Origin of the sequence: Arthrobacter sp. AL12 (assembly GCF_029960645.1) — a bacterium.
GTDB lineage: Bacteria > Actinomycetota > Actinomycetes > Actinomycetales > Micrococcaceae > Arthrobacter.
Genome location: NZ_JASBQY010000012.1, coordinates 85,285 through 101,493, shown reverse-complemented (window position 1 = coordinate 101,493; position 16,209 = coordinate 85,285). Strand labels below are relative to the sequence as shown.

Annotated in this window: 14 protein-coding genes and 1 pseudogene; 5 read left to right on the top strand and 10 right to left on the bottom strand. The window is 63.7% G+C overall.

The window, feature by feature from the left end; translation table 11 throughout:
- Positions 1 to 192: 192 nt before the first annotated feature.
- The 3 genes from QK291_RS13665 (at position 193) to QK291_RS13655 (ending at position 3,254) form a co-directional block, all read left to right on the top strand.
- Entirely contained in the window at positions 193 to 1,959 is a 1,767-nt protein-coding gene (locus QK291_RS13665) for a DUF4012 domain-containing protein (protein WP_282382780.1), read from the top strand.
- Between the two features lie 176 nt (positions 1,960 to 2,135).
- On the top strand, positions 2,136 to 2,732 hold the full coding sequence (locus QK291_RS13660; protein ID WP_282382777.1) for an LPXTG cell wall anchor domain-containing protein: 597 nt from the start codon (positions 2,136 to 2,138) through the stop codon (positions 2,730 to 2,732).
- Between the two features lie 87 nt (positions 2,733 to 2,819).
- On the top strand, positions 2,820 to 3,254 hold the full coding sequence (locus QK291_RS13655) for a VanZ family protein (protein WP_282382774.1): 435 nt from the start codon (positions 2,820 to 2,822) through the stop codon (positions 3,252 to 3,254).
- Positions 3,255 to 3,326: 72 nt separating this feature from the next.
- Here QK291_RS13655 and QK291_RS13650 read toward each other — a convergent pair.
- Positions 3,327 to 4,711, bottom strand: a protein-coding gene (locus tag QK291_RS13650) for an IS3 family transposase (RefSeq protein WP_282382771.1) whose coding sequence is annotated in 2 segments (ribosomal slippage) — positions 3,327 to 4,393 and positions 4,393 to 4,711 — 1,386 coding nt in all. Because the reading frame shifts where the segments join, the coding sequence is not laid out codon by codon here.
- Positions 4,712 to 5,061: 350 nt separating this feature from the next.
- Between QK291_RS13650 and QK291_RS13645 the strand changes: the two genes are divergently transcribed.
- Positions 5,062 to 6,291, top strand: coding sequence for an IS110 family transposase (locus tag QK291_RS13645; RefSeq protein WP_282382769.1), 1,230 nt, complete (start codon positions 5,062 to 5,064; stop codon positions 6,289 to 6,291).
- Positions 6,292 to 6,305: 14 nt separating this feature from the next.
- Here the strand turns inward: QK291_RS13645 and galU are convergent.
- From galU to paaA, 7 genes and pseudogenes are all read right to left on the bottom strand, one after another.
- Positions 6,306 to 7,157 (bottom strand): annotated as a pseudogene (gene galU, locus QK291_RS13640) (UTP--glucose-1-phosphate uridylyltransferase GalU).
- 22 nt (positions 7,158 to 7,179) lie between these two features.
- Positions 7,180 to 7,959, bottom strand: coding sequence for an enoyl-CoA hydratase/isomerase family protein (locus QK291_RS13635; protein ID WP_282382767.1), 780 nt, complete (start codon positions 7,957 to 7,959; stop codon positions 7,180 to 7,182).
- 39 nt (positions 7,960 to 7,998) lie between these two features.
- Entirely contained in the window at positions 7,999 to 9,231 is a 1,233-nt protein-coding gene (gene paaE, locus QK291_RS13630; RefSeq protein ID WP_282382765.1) for a 1,2-phenylacetyl-CoA epoxidase subunit PaaE, read from the bottom strand.
- Positions 9,232 to 9,246: 15 nt separating this feature from the next.
- Entirely contained in the window at positions 9,247 to 9,798 is a 552-nt protein-coding gene (gene paaD / locus QK291_RS13625; protein ID WP_282382812.1) for a 1,2-phenylacetyl-CoA epoxidase subunit PaaD, read from the bottom strand.
- 11 nt (positions 9,799 to 9,809) lie between these two features.
- Complete coding sequence (gene paaC, locus QK291_RS13620; protein ID WP_282382762.1) at positions 9,810 to 10,754, bottom strand: 1,2-phenylacetyl-CoA epoxidase subunit PaaC; 945 nt, start codon at positions 10,752 to 10,754, stop codon at positions 9,810 to 9,812.
- Positions 10,751 to 11,056 (bottom strand): 1,2-phenylacetyl-CoA epoxidase subunit PaaB, encoded by a 306-nt coding sequence (paaB, locus tag QK291_RS13615; protein WP_024367847.1) that lies wholly within the window; start codon positions 11,054 to 11,056, stop codon positions 10,751 to 10,753. The genes paaC and paaB overlap by 4 nt, the downstream gene beginning before the upstream one ends.
- On the bottom strand, positions 11,053 to 12,084 hold the full coding sequence (gene paaA, locus QK291_RS13610) for a 1,2-phenylacetyl-CoA epoxidase subunit PaaA (protein ID WP_282382760.1): 1,032 nt from the start codon (positions 12,082 to 12,084) through the stop codon (positions 11,053 to 11,055). Before paaA ends, paaB begins: the two co-directional genes overlap by 4 nt.
- 131 nt (positions 12,085 to 12,215) lie before the next feature.
- Here paaA and lepB point away from each other — a divergent pair, with 131 nt between their 5' ends.
- A complete protein-coding gene (lepB, locus tag QK291_RS13605) occupies positions 12,216 to 12,929 on the top strand; it encodes a signal peptidase I (protein WP_282382758.1) in 714 nt (237 codons plus the stop codon).
- A gap of 58 nt (positions 12,930 to 12,987) precedes the next feature.
- Here lepB and QK291_RS13600 read toward each other — a convergent pair whose 3' ends face one another.
- Positions 12,988 to 14,454, bottom strand: coding sequence for a polysaccharide biosynthesis tyrosine autokinase (locus tag QK291_RS13600; RefSeq protein WP_282382756.1), 1,467 nt, complete (start codon positions 14,452 to 14,454; stop codon positions 12,988 to 12,990).
- Between the two features lie 84 nt (positions 14,455 to 14,538).
- A complete protein-coding gene (locus QK291_RS13595) occupies positions 14,539 to 15,711 on the bottom strand; it encodes a hypothetical protein (protein ID WP_282382753.1) in 1,173 nt (390 codons plus the stop codon).
- Positions 15,712 to 16,209: the final 498 nt, after the last annotated feature.

The following is a 16,209-nucleotide window of genomic DNA, read 5'->3' as shown; positions in this document are numbered from 1 at the left end:
CCGAGGGTAAGGCAACAAGAAAATGGACAGAACGTTACTAAAGGAACTTGGACAAAACCACAAGTTACCTCCACCAATGCATGACGAACGGCAGCCGTGAAAAGTGAATCGAGACGTGAAGCTAGTCCGGGGGGCCGCCTGCGACATGTTGTGGCCCACCGCAACCAATACCCGAAGCGACGGCGAATGCTCGTGACTTGGGCTGTTGCCGGCACGTGCATCGTACTCGGCACAATCTCCTGGCTAGGCATCAAGGCTTCGGAGTTCAAAGCGGAAATGGATGCTGTGGCGGGACTCATCCCCCAGCTCAAGGCCGACTTCTTGGGGGATGATCCCCTCGCCGCAACGACAACAGTGGATCAACTAAAAGTGCATACATCCGCTGCACGGCGGGTCACCAAGGACCCATTATGGATTGCAGCCACCGCCGTTCCTTGGCTCGGAGCAAACTTCCAGGCAGCTAGTGAAGTTGCCATGTCTGCAGAGGACGTTATCGGCCTCGGGGTGGCGCCTCTGGTGACCACATATCAATCATTGGATTGGAAGTCACTGCTCCCCAGCGATGCTGGTGTAGACCTCATGGGGATGGCGTCAGCGGGGGCGCAACTCAACTCTACAGCGCATGCACTACGCACCTCTTCGGAACGTCTGAATAACATTGACGAAACTGGCCTGCTGCCTCAGGTATCCGGTCCATTAGTTCTGGCCCGCGAACAGCTCTCGTCCGCGACCGACACCCTAGGTACAGTAGCCAATACAGCCAATTTGGTGCCAGACATGATGGGCGCGGATAGCCCACGCCGGTACCTGCTTCTGATTCAGAATAATGCAGAGGCCCGAACCACTGGCGGCATACCGGGAGCTCTCGCTGTTTTGACTGTAGACAAAGGCAAGTTGTCGCTCGACAAGCAAACATCCGCAACTGAAATGGGCATTTTTTCGCCGGGAATGCCCGTTGATTCGGAGCAGGAGCAGGTTTACACGCGCAGGCTTGGCAAGTACATGCAGGATGTCAATCTGACACCCGACTTTCCAACATCGGCTAGCACCGCTGAGAGCATGTGGGCTACTAGGACGGATGAACATGTGGATGGGGTTATTTCCATTGATCCGGTGGCGCTTAGTTACATCCTTGAAGCGACGGGGCCGGTAAGCCTGCCTGCCCTTGACACTCGACCTCGCCGGGTCGGCCTCCCGACAGAGCTTACGGCAACCAACGTAGTTCCAACTTTGCTTTCAGATGTTTACGCCGAGATCGCAGAGCCTCATCTGCAGGATGCTTACTTCTCCCTCGTTGCCCAAGAAATCTTCAGCGCCGTATCGGCAGGGAAGGGCGGCACCAAGGACCTCCTCGATGGCCTCATTAGGGGCGTTGACGAGCACCGGATACTCCTTTGGTCAGCTAAAAGTGACGAACAATCACTCATAGCCCTCTACCCAGTCAGCGGTTCGATCGCAGGTCCGAGTGTGCCGCCCGCACAATTTGGCGTTTACTTCAACGATGGCACGGGCGCCAAGATGGATTACTACGTCAAACGCACAGTCCAGCTGGTGGGGTCATGCACCGGAGATGACTATTCTGAAGTAAAGGTAAAGGTCACCAGCACGAATGTAGCCCCGCTGGATGCTGCCTCCGCATTGCCGGCTTACGTCACAGGCGGTGGAGTTCACGGCGTACCGGCAGGTTCTGTCCAGACCAACGTCATCGCTTATGGCCCGGTCCAGGCCAACGTGGAAACAGCGCATGTAAATGGGCAAAAGTCAGACTTCGCAGCCCAACGACATGCCAATAGGCCTGTGGGAACTGTGACCGTCACGCTGGCACCGGGCCAGAGCAGTACAGTGGAGCTGACTTTCGGCAAGATCGTTCAGCACGCGGAACCTAACTTGGTTGTCACGCCATCCGTCCAGCCTGTCAAAGACGTCGTCTTGGCCACCGAGAATGCAGCCTGCAATTAGTGAAAGTAAACGCCAAGTTAACGGTATGTAAAACAACTTAAGTCACTTTGGTCACTCGCGTTATCAGTGCTATCGTCAGCAGGGACTTAACTAATGAGATTTCAGCTGGCGGCCGCTGGGGGGCCAGAAATCTCCACATCGCGTGACACTCGTATATAAAGGTCTCAGGGGGACACATGAAGAAAACACTTGCGGCGCTCACACTCGCCGGCTCCATCGCACTCATCGGCGCAGTTCCGGCCATGGCAACCACCGCTCCGTATCCGGCTCCGCCCGCAAACTCTGCCGTTTCTGACGGCACGGTTGGCCCGGGCGAGCAGTTCGTCTTCCGCGGCAACGGCTTCCGGGCCGGCGAAGGTCTCTCCATCACCGTTACGCCCGGCGGCCGGCCAGCATCAACCGGCGCCAGCGTCAACGGCCGTGGCATGAGCGTCTCCGGCAAGATCACGCTGCCGTTGGCACCACAGGAATTCTCCTCCAAGGCAGACGCCCAGGGCGCCTTCACCTTTCCGGTCACCATCAGCGACACCGGCGTCTACTCCCTCACCGCGACGGGTCTGGAGTCGGGAATTACCGCCACCTCCACCGTCACTGTGCAAGGCGCCGCAGTAGGTGCAAGCCTCCCGAACAAGGCTAACGGAGCCGCACTTGCCAACACCGGTGCAGATGCCAACCTTATGATCTGGTCGCTGGTCGGCGCAGGCGCGCTGGCTGCCGGCGTTACCTCCGTTGTGGTGGTTCGCCGCCGCGCGAAGGCCGACGTCACCGTCTAGCAACAGCTAAGACGCACCAAAAGGGTGGTGGTCTCCGGGATACTGGAGACCACCACCCTTTTGCGTTGACAGCTTCTTTAGGAGCACATGAAAGCCACGGCAACACCCACGACTTGGCGCGGTGTCCTGACTGGCTTCCTGGCCGTCCTGGCCCTGGTTGGCTTCTGGCCCAGTCCAGTGGACCAGCCGGTGCAGGGACAATTGGCTGTATTTCTGTTCTTGATCCACGCTCTTGGTGTTCCGCCATGGATTGGCTACGGATTCGTTGAAGCCACTGCCAATGTGGCCCTCTTTGTGCCCCTCGGCTTCCTGGCGGCATTAGCCTTCCCGACGAAGCCCTGGTGGCAGATCGGCGGCTTCGGGCTGCTGGTCTCAGGCTTCATGGAGCTCGGCCAGCTGCTCTTTCTTCACAGCCGGTACCCCAGCGCACTGGACCTCGCCACCAACACTGCCGGCTGCCTGCTGGGGTTCAGCCTGGTGGCCTTCGTCCGTCGCCCCCGGATCGCCGCAGCCGCTACCTGACGAAGGCCTTCATCCAGGCCTTCAGCTCCTCGCCGAACCGGAATTTTTCAAGCTGGACGGTACCAACGGGAGTTAGGCGGCTGACTTTTCGGTGGTCTCCTTGGGCTGGTTGATCCACGCGGGTCCGGGGAGCGCGAGGATTCTGGGGTCGGTGCTGGTGGTGAAGCGTTCGGGGTGTCTCGCGCGGGCGGCAGCGAGGGTTGCCGAGCGTTCTTTGGCCACGGCGGCGGCGTGGCCGTAGTGGACGTTCGCGGGCGTGTGGAAGCCGAGCCCGGAGTGGTGGTGGTGATGGTTGTACCAGTCCACGAAGCCACTGATGAATGCACGGGCGTCGTGGACGGAGGCGAACCGTTCAGGGAATTCCGGCCCGTATTTCAGGGTCTTGAACAGCGCTTCACTGTAGGGATTGTCATTGCTCACCCGGGGCCTGGGGTGGGACCGGGTGACCTCCAGATCCGAGAGGAGCGCCGCCACTGTCTTGGACGTCATGGACGTTCCCCGGTCCGCGTGAACAACCCGCGGGATGCCATGGATCCCGAAGATTCCCTTCATCATCTCCACCGCCAGCGTCCCGGATTCGGTGGCGTGGACGTGCGCGCCGACAATAAATCTGGAATGGATATCGACCATCATGTAGCAGTCGAAATACTTGCCCTTGACCGGGCCCGCGAGCTTTGTAATATCCCACGTGAACACCTGTCCCGGGGCGGTGGCGACGAGTTCAGGAACCGCCCGGGGCGGATGCTTGGCCAGCCGTCGGCGTTCCTTGACCTGTTTGTTCTCCTCCAACACCCGGTAAAACGTTGACAACGACCCCAGGTAGATTCCCTGATCCAGGAGCTTCGCATAGACCTGCATGGGTGCCAGATCCACGAACTCCGGGGCGTTCAACGCCGCCAGAATCCCGGCGCGTTCGGCGGCGCTGAGCTTGTTCTGCGGCGCCGTCGGTGTCTGGTCCCGCGGCGGGGCCGGTTTCCGGTAAACCGTGGTGCGTGAGACCCGGGTCAGGGAGGCCGCCCGCCGGGTGGGGACCTGTTGTTGGCGCAGGCTTTGGTAGGCGGCCATCAGCTCTTCTTGGACTTCGGCTCGTCCGGTGATTCCTGAATAGCGTTCTCTAAGAACGCCGAGAGTTTTTCCATGATTCCCAGGGCTGCCTCGGATCTTTTCAACCGGCTCTCACTCACCCCCAGCTGGCGGCGCAAACGCGCGATCTCAGCCTGGTCCGCCGACAGTTTCCCGATTGACTCCCCGGGCTTCTTGCCCGCCAGGACGCCGGCGTCACGGAGCCGGCGCCATTCAGTCATCTGGGAGGAATACAGGCCCTCGCGGCGCAGGAACGCGCCGCCTTCATTGGACTCGATGGCGGCCTCGTACGAGGCCAAATAGTCAAGCTTCTGCACTGGGGTGAACGACCGGCGAGGGGTCGGCCCACCAGATCGCGGTCCGGGACTGTTCATAGGACCATTTTGGCCTACGGCACTCAAAACTGGACTGGACATGATTACTGGATTCCTGGTTCTCGCCCCACGCGATTAAACGGACTTGCTATGAGCCCTTGGCACCGTTCCAGCCTGACGGCAATGATGATAATGGTCTTGAAGCGGTGTGACCCCCCGCCTGACTGACGCCCCAAGGGGCTGTCTACTACGTGATCTGTCCACCGGTTCAAGACTGCAGGAAGTGCGCTGACCAGGCGGACATGACTTTATAGGAGCCTGAAGCTAACAGTCCCATTGCCGTCTTGTCTGCCCACCTGGCCAACGTGCCCGTCAATTACGCATGCGATGCAAAGGCAGGCAATTTCATCATGGCAAACGATCCATTGAAAGTCATCGCCGGCGTCGATACTCACGCCGATACCCATCACGTCGCCATTATCAGCGAGCACGGCAAGCACATTGCCGACCAGGAGTTCCTCGCGGTCGGATCCGGCTACCGGAAGATCTGTGACTTCATCACGCAATTCGGGCCAGTAATCGGCGTCGGGGTCGAGGGAACCGGCAGCTACGGCGCTGAGCTGGGCCGGGTTCTGGCCAACGAGGGATTGACGGTGCAGGAAATCAACCGGCCCAACCGGCAGGCCCGCCGGCTGCGCGGCAAATCCGACCCGCTCGACGCCTACCAGGCCGCGGAATCAGTACTGGCCGGCCGGGGAACGTCCACCCCGAAAGGCAAAAACGGACCCGTCGAATGCCTCAGAGTACTGCGGGCTGCCAGAGTCTCGGCGATGAAAGCCCGCACCATTGCGGTCAACCAGATCAAGGGCATTCTGGTCTCGGCCCCGGAACCGGTCCGCAGCAAATACCGCGGGATGAGCACCACGCAGCTCGTCCCTGCTTTGGAACACTCACGCCCGGCAGGAACCCTCACGGACCCGGAATACGCCACCGCCATGGTGTTGAAGAACCTGGCAACCCGCTATCGGAGTCTGGACCGCGAAATCACCCAGGCCGATGACCAGCTGGCCGAAATACTGGCACTCCACGCCCCCATGCTCTGCGACCTTCCCGGCGTCGGAACCGAGGTCGCCAGCCAACTCCTGGTCACCATGGGAGACAACCCGGAACGCATCGGCAACGAAGCCCAGTTCGCTGCTCTGACCGGCACCGCCCCCATCCCCGCCTCTTCAGGGAAGACCACCCGGCACCGGCTCAGCCACGGCGGCGACAGAGCAGCCAAAGCCGCAATCCACCACGTGGTCGTTTCCCGCATGGCCAGCGACCAGCGCACAAAGGACTATATTGCCCGGCGAACCGAAGAAGGCAAGACCAAGAAAGAGATCATGCGCTGCCTCAAACGCTACGTCTCCCGGGAAATCTACAACCAGCTGACAAACCCCCGGCCCGCGCCGGTCATCACCGACTTACGCCCCACGCGACAGCAGCTTGGAATCACCCTCCAAACCGCCAGTGGTCACTTCGGCACCTGGCCGGGCACCCTTTCCCGCATCGAACGAGGACTCAGCCGCGATGACGCCCTCGCCCACGAATACAGGACCTGGCTGGCCGAACAAAACCCTGTCAAAGATATGAGTTGACAACTATAGGAGCATCACGTAGGGAACTCCACCCGTTCCGACGCGATGGAGATAACAGCCTTCAAATAATTCAGCTTGTCTCCCGTGTCATAGCGGCGGCCCTTGAACACCACGCCATACACGCCGCCGCCCTCGCAATCAGAGGTGGCGAGGGTCTGCAGGGCATCGGTGAGCTGGATTTCGCCGCCGCGGCCCGGCTCTGTTTCCTCCAGGACGTCGAAGACCGCGGGGTTGAGTACGTACCGTCCGATGACGGCCAGGTTCGAGGGGGCGTCGGCGATCGACGGTTTTTCCACGAGCCGGTTGACGCGCACGTGGCCCTCGCAGTCGACGGCTGAAACATCGGCGCAGCCGTAGGCGCTGATCTCGGCAGGATCCACCTCGATCAGGGCGATGACGGAGCCGCCCGTCCGGGCCTGCACCTCGATCATGGTGCTGAGGAGCTCGTCGCGCTCGTCGATCAGGTCATCGCCCAGCAGTACGGCGAAGGGCTCGTTGCCAACGTGCTGGCGGGCGCACAGGACAGCATGGCCCAGTCACTTCGGGTCCCCCTGGCGCACGTAGTGGAGAGGCCCCAGGGAGGAAGCGTGCTGGACGGCTTCGAGGCGGTCCACGTCGCCTTTGTCCTCAAGGGTGCGCTCCAGATTCGGTGCGCGGTCGAAGTGGTCCTCCAGGGCACGCTTCTGGCGGCCCGTGATCATCAGCAGGTCGGTCAGGCCTGCCTTGACGGCCTCCTCCACCACGTACTCGATGGCCGGCTGCTCCACCACCGGCAGCATTTCCTTCGGCATTGCCTTGGTGGCGGGCAGGAACCGTGTTCCCAGTCCGGCAGCAGGAATGACGGCCTTTTTGATGGTTTTCCCCAAAGTCGTGAGGGGATTCTAGCGGCTAACCCTTGAAAATAGGCCGGCGCTTTTGCTGGAACGCCAGAAACCCCTCCGCGTAATCCTCGGTCTTGCAGAGGCGGGCCTGCTCGGCGTTCTCCTCTTCCATGGACTCCCAGAGGCCCAGCCGCTGGTCCCGGATGTGCGCCACGAGTTCCTTGCTGGCGTTGAACGCGCCGGTGGCGCCGGTGGCCGCCTTGGCCACGATGGCGCGGGTGGTCTCCAGCAGTTCAGCGGCGGGCATGGCCCGGCTGAACATTCCCTGCGCCACGGCCTCCGCGCCGCTCATGAGCTCGGCGGTGTAGATCAGGTCCAGGGTCCGGTGCATGCCGAGGCGCTCGGTGAAGTACCAGTGGCCGCCGGAATCGAGGGTGGCTCCCAGGTTAGCGAAGGGGGAGCCGAACTTGGCGTTCTCCGCCACGTACACCACGTCCGTGGCCAGCAGCAGCCCCAGCCCTACGCCGAGGCAGGCCCCCTGGGCCGCCGCGAACGTGGGGGCAGGGAAAGCCGTCATCTTCTTCAGCAGCGGCTGCAGGAGCCCGCCCAGGTACCCCTGGACATCGTCCGTTTCCGGCGTGACGCCGGCGATGTCCCGTCCCGCGCAGAACGCGCGGCCCTCCCCCCGGAGCAGCAGCGCCCGCACCTCGCCGCGGGAGACGGCGGCAGCGGCGTCGTCGTACGCCTTCGACAGATCCCGGAGGGCCTGCTCGTCGAGGGAGTTGAGCTTGTAGGGGGCGTCGAGGACGATCTCAGCGACGCCGCCGGCGATGGAGAGGGAAATCATGGGGCTCCTCGTTGGAGTGGGTACCGGGCGGTGGACGGTTTAGACGTCGAAGTCGACGGTGACTTCAGGCGTGGTGGGGTGGGACTGGCAGGTGAGCACGTAGCCCTTGTCCAGTTCGTCCTGTTCCAGCGCGTAGTTCTCGTCCATGGTGACGGCACCGGTGACCACCTTGGCGCGGCAGGTGCCGCAGACGCCGCCGGCGCACGCGAACGGCACGTCCGGGCGGACCCGGAGGGCCGCGTTGAGGATCGATTCGCGGGCGTGCGTGGGGCTGGCCACCTCGCCCTGGAGGCCGTCCAGCTTGAAGGTGATCTTGTACGTGGCCTGGGACTCGTCCACCATCACCGGGCGCCCGGCGTTGCCCTCGGGGCGGTCCGGCTTGCCGGTGGTGAACAGTTCGAAGCGGACGTGGTCCGGGTTGACTCCGCGCTCGGCCAGGGTGTCCCGGCAGAGCTGGACGAGTTCGAACGGGCCGCACAGGAACCACTCGTCGACGTCGTCGGCGTGGATGGCGGTCCCCAGCAGGGCCTGCAGCTTCTCCGCGTCGATCCGGCCGCTGAGCAGCGGGGCGATCCGCTGCTCGCGGGAGAGCACGTGGTGCAGGGCAAGCCGGGCCGGGTACTTGTCCTTCAGGTCGGCGAGTTCCTCGAGGAACATCACGTCCATGGCGGCCTTGTTGGCGTAGACCAGGTCGAAGCGGGTTTCCGGGTGCGCCGCGAGCAGGGTGCGGGCAATCGCGATCACCGGGGTGATGCCGGAGCCGGCGGCGATCGCGACGAAGGAGCCGGGCTCCCCCGCGAGTTCGCTGGCCATGGCCTCCGGGTGGTTCATCGAGTTCATCAGGTTTTGCTCTTTGCCGTCGCGGCCGTGCTTGGACACGAACGCGCCCATGGGGCTCATGACGTCCATGACGTCGCCGGCCTTGAGCTCGGCGTTGGCCCAGGTGGAGAACAGCCCGCCCAGGTCCTGCTTGATCGCGACCCGGATCTCGCTGCTGCCGTCCGCGAAGCTCCGCGGTTCGGCGCAGATCGAGTAGCTGCGCCGGATTTCCTTCGGCTCGCCGTTCTCATCCGGCAGGGTGGTGCGCAGCGCGACGTACTGGCCCGGAAGGTAATCGAACTGCCCGGCGAGTTCGGCGGGAACGCCGAAGGTCACCTCGATCGCGTCGTCGGTGAGCCGGCGGACCTCGTCCACGGTCAGCGGGTGGAAGGACGCGCGGCGGCGGCCGGTGGCTGCAGCCGTTTCAGCGGCGGTCTGGCGGACAACAGTCATGGGTGCACCTGTTCCTTACAAAACTTTGAAGTAGTCGAACGGTTCCTTGCAGTCCTGGCAGACGTACAGCGCCTTGCAGGAGGTGGAACCGAAGCGGGTGAGTTCCTTGGTGTTCAGCGATGAACACTGCGGGCACTTGACGGCAAGGGACAGGCGGACCGGCCCGGCGTGGCGCACGGCCGCCGAGTGGCCGGAGGGCGGCGCGATGCCGTACTCCTGCAGCTTGGCCTTGGCGGCCTCGCTCATCCAGTCGGTGGTCCACGCCGGGGAGAGAACCATTTCCACGTTGACGCTGGGGTAGCCCTCGTGGTGGAAGGCCGCCGTGAGGTCATCGCGGATGGCGTCCATGGCCGGGCAGCCAGAGTACGTCGGCGTGATGGTGACCTGCACTGCGGGGACCATGCCGCCGTCGTCGTAAAGCTGGACGTTGCGCAGGATCCCCAGGTCCTCGATGGTGAGGACCGGGATTTCCGGGTCGCAGACGGTGGCAGCGAGCTCCCAGGCCTTCTGCTCGGGGGTCCTTGTGTCTTCGCGGCTGGTGGCCGCGGTGGGGTGGCTGACGTACATGTCCATGGTGCTTACCAGCTGGCTCCGGGGTACTCGCGGGCGAGCACCTGCATTTCGGCGAGGAGGTAGCCGAGGTGTTCGGAGTGCAGTCCGCGGCGTCCGCCGCCGGGGGCGGGCTGGACCTTGGGAATCTCCAGTTCAGCGGCGGCGAGGACCTCGCCGGCGAGGCGGTCGAAGTCGGCGCGCAGGCTGGAGGGCTCGACGGCGGCGCCGGCCGCGCTGAGGCGGGCGGTGAGTTCGTCGTCGCGGAACAGCTCGTCGACGTAGGGCCAGATGACCTTGAATGCGTGAATCATCTTCGCGCGGGACTCGTCCGTGCCCTGGGCCAGGCGCAGCACCCACTGGGCGCTGTGGTCCCGGTGATAGTCCACTTCCTTGACGGCCTTGGCGGCGATGCCGGCCAGGGTGGCGTCGGTGGACTGCGTCAGCCGGCGGTACAGCTCGAACTGGTAGTAGCTGACGACGAACTGCCGGGCGATGGTGACGGCAAAGTCGCCGTTCGGGAGTTCGAAGATCTCCACGGAACGGAACTCGGGCTCGCGGCGGAAGTACGCGAGGTCATCCTCGCTCCGGCCGTCGAGTCCGCCGGCGTAGCTGAGGAAGGACCGGGCGTGGCCCAGCTGGTCCAGGGCGATGTTGCCCAAGGCAATGTCCTCCTCGAGCTCCGGGGCGCGGGAGATCCAGTGGCCCAGGCGCTGGGCGAGCACGAGGGCGTCATCGCCCAGGCGCAGGGCGAACTCGGCGGCGTCCGCGCTTGGCTTGGCGGTGCCGCGGGACACGGCCAGGGCGATGTCCTCGGGCCGGAGGGCGTTGCCGGGGGTGATGCGGGTGGCGCTGGCCGTGGCCTCGCCGCTGTTGCCGGAGCCCTTGACGCCGACGGAGATGTCGCCGTGGCCGCCGGATTCTTCTGTTTCGGCGGGGGCCGCAGCGGCCGCAGTTTCAGGTGAGGTGCTCACAGGTGCTTCACGCCCTCGCTCTTGGTGTAGTACGTTGCGTGCCGGTAGTCCTTGCCCTGGGGCGACTCGAAGAACGAGCCCTTGGCGTCCGGATCGCTGGAAGCTATGGCGTCCGCCGGGACGACCCAGATGGACACGCCTTCGTTGCGGCGCGTGTAAAGGTCGCGGGCATTGCGCAGGGCCATGGCGGCGTCCGGCGCGTGCAGGGAGCCGGCGTGGACGTGGGAGAGGCCGCGGCTGGAGCGGACGAAGACTTCCCAGATGGGCCAGACGTTGCCTGCGTGCGGTTCGGGGGTGGTCATGCTGCGGATTCCTTCTCTGCTTGCTTGCGGCTCTGTTTGTCCGCGTAGGCGGCGGCGGCTTCGCGGACCCAGGTGCCGTCGTTGTGGGCTTCGCGGCGCCGTTCCAGGCGCTGGGCGTTGCAGGGGCCGCGGCCGGCGAGGACTTCGTGGAATTCATCCCAGTCCAGCGGGCCGTGCTCCCATTTCTTGGTGTCTTCGTTGAAGCGGATGTCCTTGTCCGGGAGGGTGAGCTCCAGGACCTTGACCTGCTCCATCATCATCCCGACGAAGCGGTTGCGCAGTTCGTCGTTGCTGAAGCGCTTGATGTTCCAGGCCATGGACTGCTTGGAGTTGGGCGAGTCGTCATCCGGCGGGCCGAACATCATCAGGGCCGGGGCGTACCAGCGGTTCACGGCCTCCTGGGCCATCTGCTTCTGCTCGGGGGTGCCGTGGGAGAGTTCGAGCAGGATCTCGAAGCCCTGGCGCTGGTGGAAGGATTCTTCCTTGCAGACCCGGACCATGGCGCGGCCGTAGGGGCCGAAGGAGGCGCGGCAGAGCGGCACCTGGTTGGCGATCGCGGCGCCGTCGACCATCCAGCCGATGGCACCCATGTCAGCCCAGGTGCGGGCGGGGTAGTTGAAGATGGAGGAATATTTGGCCTTGCCGTCCATCAGGTCCTGCATCATCTGATCGCGCGGCTGGCCGAGGGTCTCGGCGGCGGAGTACAGGTACAGCCCGTGGCCGGCCTCGTCCTGGACCTTGGCCATCAGGATGGCCTTGCGCTTGAGGCTGGGGGCGCGGGAGATCCAGTTGGCTTCCGGCTGCATGCCGATGATCTCCGAGTGCGCGTGCTGGGAGATCTGGCGCAGCAGGGTCTTGCGGTATGCCGGAGGCATCCAGTCGCGGGGTTCGATCCGCGAATCTTCCGCCATGACTTTGTCGAAGTATGCCTGGCCTTCGGCCTCACGCCGGGCCACATCTTCAAGGCTCTGTTCGTGCCGTGCCGCTGTTGGCTCTCCGGGCACTGACTGCAGGGTCTGCGATGCCATGGTTGCTCCTATGCATTTCCGATAAATAATTACCGACCGTTCGTTCAGGATATGCGGAAGGCGGGAGATGCGTCAAGCACCGGGGCTGTTTGCGGCACTCGGGCGCGGATCGCCGGTGATAGCTTGAACTCGTGAAGATCAGCGCCGGCAAGAAGCTCCCCCTCTGGGCCTCCGTGCTCCGCAACATGCTGATCGCCCTGGTGGCCGTCTCCCTCGTGCAGGGGTTCCTGGTGAAGGCCTACCGGATCCCGTCCGGATCGATGGAGCCGACGCTGCAGGGTTCCGCGGACGGCGGCGACAGAATCCTGGTCAACCGGCTTGCCTATTTTGGTTCAGGGCCGGGCACCGGAGACATCGTGGTGTTCACGCGGCCGGACAGCTGGCGGGCCGAATCTGCGGTGGCCCGCAGCGGCGGGGTCGCGGGGCTTGTCCGTTCCTTTGGTGACGTGACCGGGATCGGACCCTCGAACGAACAATTCCTGGTGAAGCGGGTAATTGCGACCGGCGGCCAGACCATCAGCTGCTGCGGCGATGACGGCAAACTGCGCATCGACGGCCAGCCGCTTGACGAGCCCTACATTTACGAGGACCTGCCGTTTGAGGCGGGCAGCCTCGACTGCCAGACCCCCGTCCGGTCACCCAGGTGCTTCCCCCCGTTTACCGTTCCCGAGGGCGAACTGGTGGCGCTGGGTGACCACCGTTCCAACTCGGTGGATTCCGCCATCGCCTGCCGGACGCCCTCGGTTGAACCGGTCGAATGCATCAGGACGATTCCGTCCTCGGCCGTCGTCGGCCAAGTGGCGGGCAGATTCTGGCCGCTGAACCGCGCTGGCGGAGTGGGCTAACTTTTCGGGCAAATGAAAATCCCCTTGGAGCTGTTGCTCCAAGGGGATACTTTCATTGCTACCGCACGGGCTGCGGCTCCGGCTCGTGGGACTGGTACTCGGTGTAGTACCGGTATGCGCCGGCGCCGGTAGTGGGCACACGGTTGAGGATGGTGCCGAGGACGTTGCCGTTCACCCGGTTGAGGTTGCCGAGGGACTTGCCCAGCTCCTCATCGGTGGTCTTGCCGGCCCTGATGACCACAATTGCTCCGTCGGCAATGCGCGTGAGGACGGCGGCGTCCGTGACGGGGAGCAGGGGCGGGGCGTCGACCAGCACGATGGCGTCCTGGGCGAGGGTTTTGAGCAGCGTCTTCATGGCTTGCGATCCCAAGAGCTCGCTGGGGTTCGGCGGGATCCGGCCGGATCCGAGCACCCGCAGGTTTGGCATGGCGCTCCATTCCTGCAGCACGTCCTCCAGTTCGGCGTGGCCACTCAGGACGTCCGTGACACCGACGCCGGGGACCAGGTTGAAGACATCGACCAGGGTGGGGCGGCGCAGATCGCCATCGACGACCACAACGTTCTCGCCGGCGGCGGCCATGGTGACGGCCAGGTTGGCCGTCACCGTCGACTTGCCCTCCGCCGGGACGGAACTCGTCACCACAATGATCCGCGGGGGATTATCGACGTCAACGTACTGAAGATTAGTCCGCAGCTCCCGCAGCGCCTCAGTGATGGCATGCGAGCCTTCACCTGCCGCGATAGGGCTGAACCCGTCGTCCAGAACTTTACTCTTCCCGTCCAGGCGGTGGTCCACCGGGAGCGTCCCCAGCACGGGCACCCCGAAGCGGCGTTCGATCGCGGTGGCACTGCGGAGCCGGCGGTCCAGGCGGTGGCGAATGGAGGCGTAGGCGAGTCCGAGCACCAATCCGGCCAGAGCCCCGATGCCCAGCGACAACTTCACGTTGGGAGAGGTCGGAGCGGTCGGCAGGACGGCTTGACCCAACGGCACCACCCGAATGACCGGAACAGGGACGACGCCTGAGCCTTCCACCGCTTGGATGCTTTCCAATTCCCGAACTTGCTCGGCGAGGCCCTTGACCCAGGCGTCCGCGACGCGCTGGGCCATTGCGGGGTCCGTGGACGTTGCGTTGACAGCGAGCTGGGCGCTTTCCTTCGGCACGGCCACAGTGACCGATCCAAGCAGGGCGTCCGGTGATGTCGTGAGGCCAAGCGAAGTGACGACGCGCTCGGCCACAAGCCGGGACTTGGCCACGGACTCGTACTTGGCGGCCTTGGTCTGGGCCAAATTCTCGCTCATGAGCGACAGGCTGAGGTTGTCCGAGCCGCCGGCCACCACGATCCCTGTGGACTGTGCAGAGTAGATCTTCGGCTGCAGAAGGGTCCAGCAGAAGGCGAGCACGGTCAGGGCGAGGGTGAAGGCAAGGATGCCCTTCCAGCGGGCCCGGGCGATGCGCAGGTAGTCCTCCAGCGCGAGCCCCGCCGGTGTCTGCCCGTTGTTGTCGGCCGTTTCGAAACCAGTCACGCTTAGGTCCTCTCCCCCGTGCCTGGCCCCAGCGACCCACACGAAAATTTACTGTACGGTACAGCGACCGCGTTGTTGTGCATATTAACCCCGCAGGAGCAGTCCCTGGCTGACCAGCCCGTCAACGGCCGCATCGAGCAGCGCTTCATAGCCCTCGGTCAGTCCATGCAGGGCTTCGATCCTGCCCACCAAAGTCTCCATTGAGACGGGACCCTGGGCCGTCTGCCAGATGATGGGTCCGATGCCGCTGAGCCTGGTGAGTTCGGTTTCCGTTAGGACCAGGAGGTCCCCGCCGATCTCCACCGCGTCAACGGCGTCGGTCCTCTGCAACCAGCCCGCGGGGATTGAATCGAGTGGTTCTGCGCCGGCAGGGTCAGTGGGTTGCTCCGCTCCCGGAGCCCCCATAGCAGGCGACCACTCCCGGCCGGCCTCCGGTAACTCGACCGACGCCGCGAGGAAAAGCGGCGCCAGGCTGTCCGTCAGGTCGGCCGCTTCCGAATAGCTGACCCTGAACACTCCGCCCACGCTGTCGATCAGCCTGCAGAGCGACTGAAGCGGCTGGACCACTTCGGCCTGGGAGGACGTGTCCGGAATTAGCGCCAGCACTGCCTCCACCAATGGGACCGGTTCGATGACGGGCCATTGGTGGTTACCGCCTGAAACCCTGTCTAGCAGCGCGATGGCCGCAATGCGGGGATTGTCCGGCGCAACTCGCAGGCCCAACTCGTCCGGGCCTACCTGCAATTTGGCGGCACCCGGCGTTGTCTGTTTAACGGACAGCGGCTTCGGGTACGGCACGACCGACCCATCGGGTCGGATAGCTACTGTTTCGTCTGTTATATAGCCGAAGGTTCGCGCAAGCTGGGAAGAGGCCGTAGTCTTACCCGTCCCGGACTTGGCGACCAATGCAACAACAGCGCCGTCGGAGTCCGCAACGCCGCATGCATGGAGCATGGTCAGTTCGCCGGCGCGTTCCAGGATGGCAGCAACCGTAACCTCCGATGTCACGGCTTCGGCCAAGCCCTCGAATGTGTCCGAGCCAAGGTGCAGCACGCCACCGTTAGGGATTCTTGACCTGAAGAAAACGGATGCCGTGAAGTGCATGCTAAAGGGGTGATGCGTCGTTTCCCACATCAGGGAGCCTTGCTTGTCTGTGAGGCACCGGCGCCAGGCCTGTGCCATTGACTCCTGCTGATCAGGCGTCACGGCTGAAGCCCAACGAACAACAAAATGCGTTTCCAGCACGTCAATGTTCAAGTCCCTTGACACCTTCAACCCGCTCCCCCATGATCCGGCGCACGTACGGACGATCGGCGACGTCCGCCCTGTGCCCGCCAGCCACGAGGCGCGATACGAAAATGGCTCTTCCAAAGATATCCGACGCAAGGACACATTAGATCACTGCTTAAACCCACTGCCCCCGAGCTTGGCGGCTTGAGAGTTTTATGCCAGCCTGAGGCCCGCAGTGGAGGAAGCACTCGCACTGTTGCTAGGGAAACCAATGGTCACGGTCATGGTGTAAGTGCCACCGGGACCATTGGTTGCATCGTGCGAATAGGACCCGAAAGTAAAGCTCTGGGTTGCCCCACCGGCAACCGAGACGGGGACGTTGTAAGTGATTGTACGGACATTTTGTTTGTACGATCCGGCGCCCGCCACAGATCCTTCGTTGATTCCGAATCCGATGCCGGGCGTGGAACTTGACGAGCGAGCGATCGTAATTGTCACGACATAGTTGCCGCTGATAGCACCAGG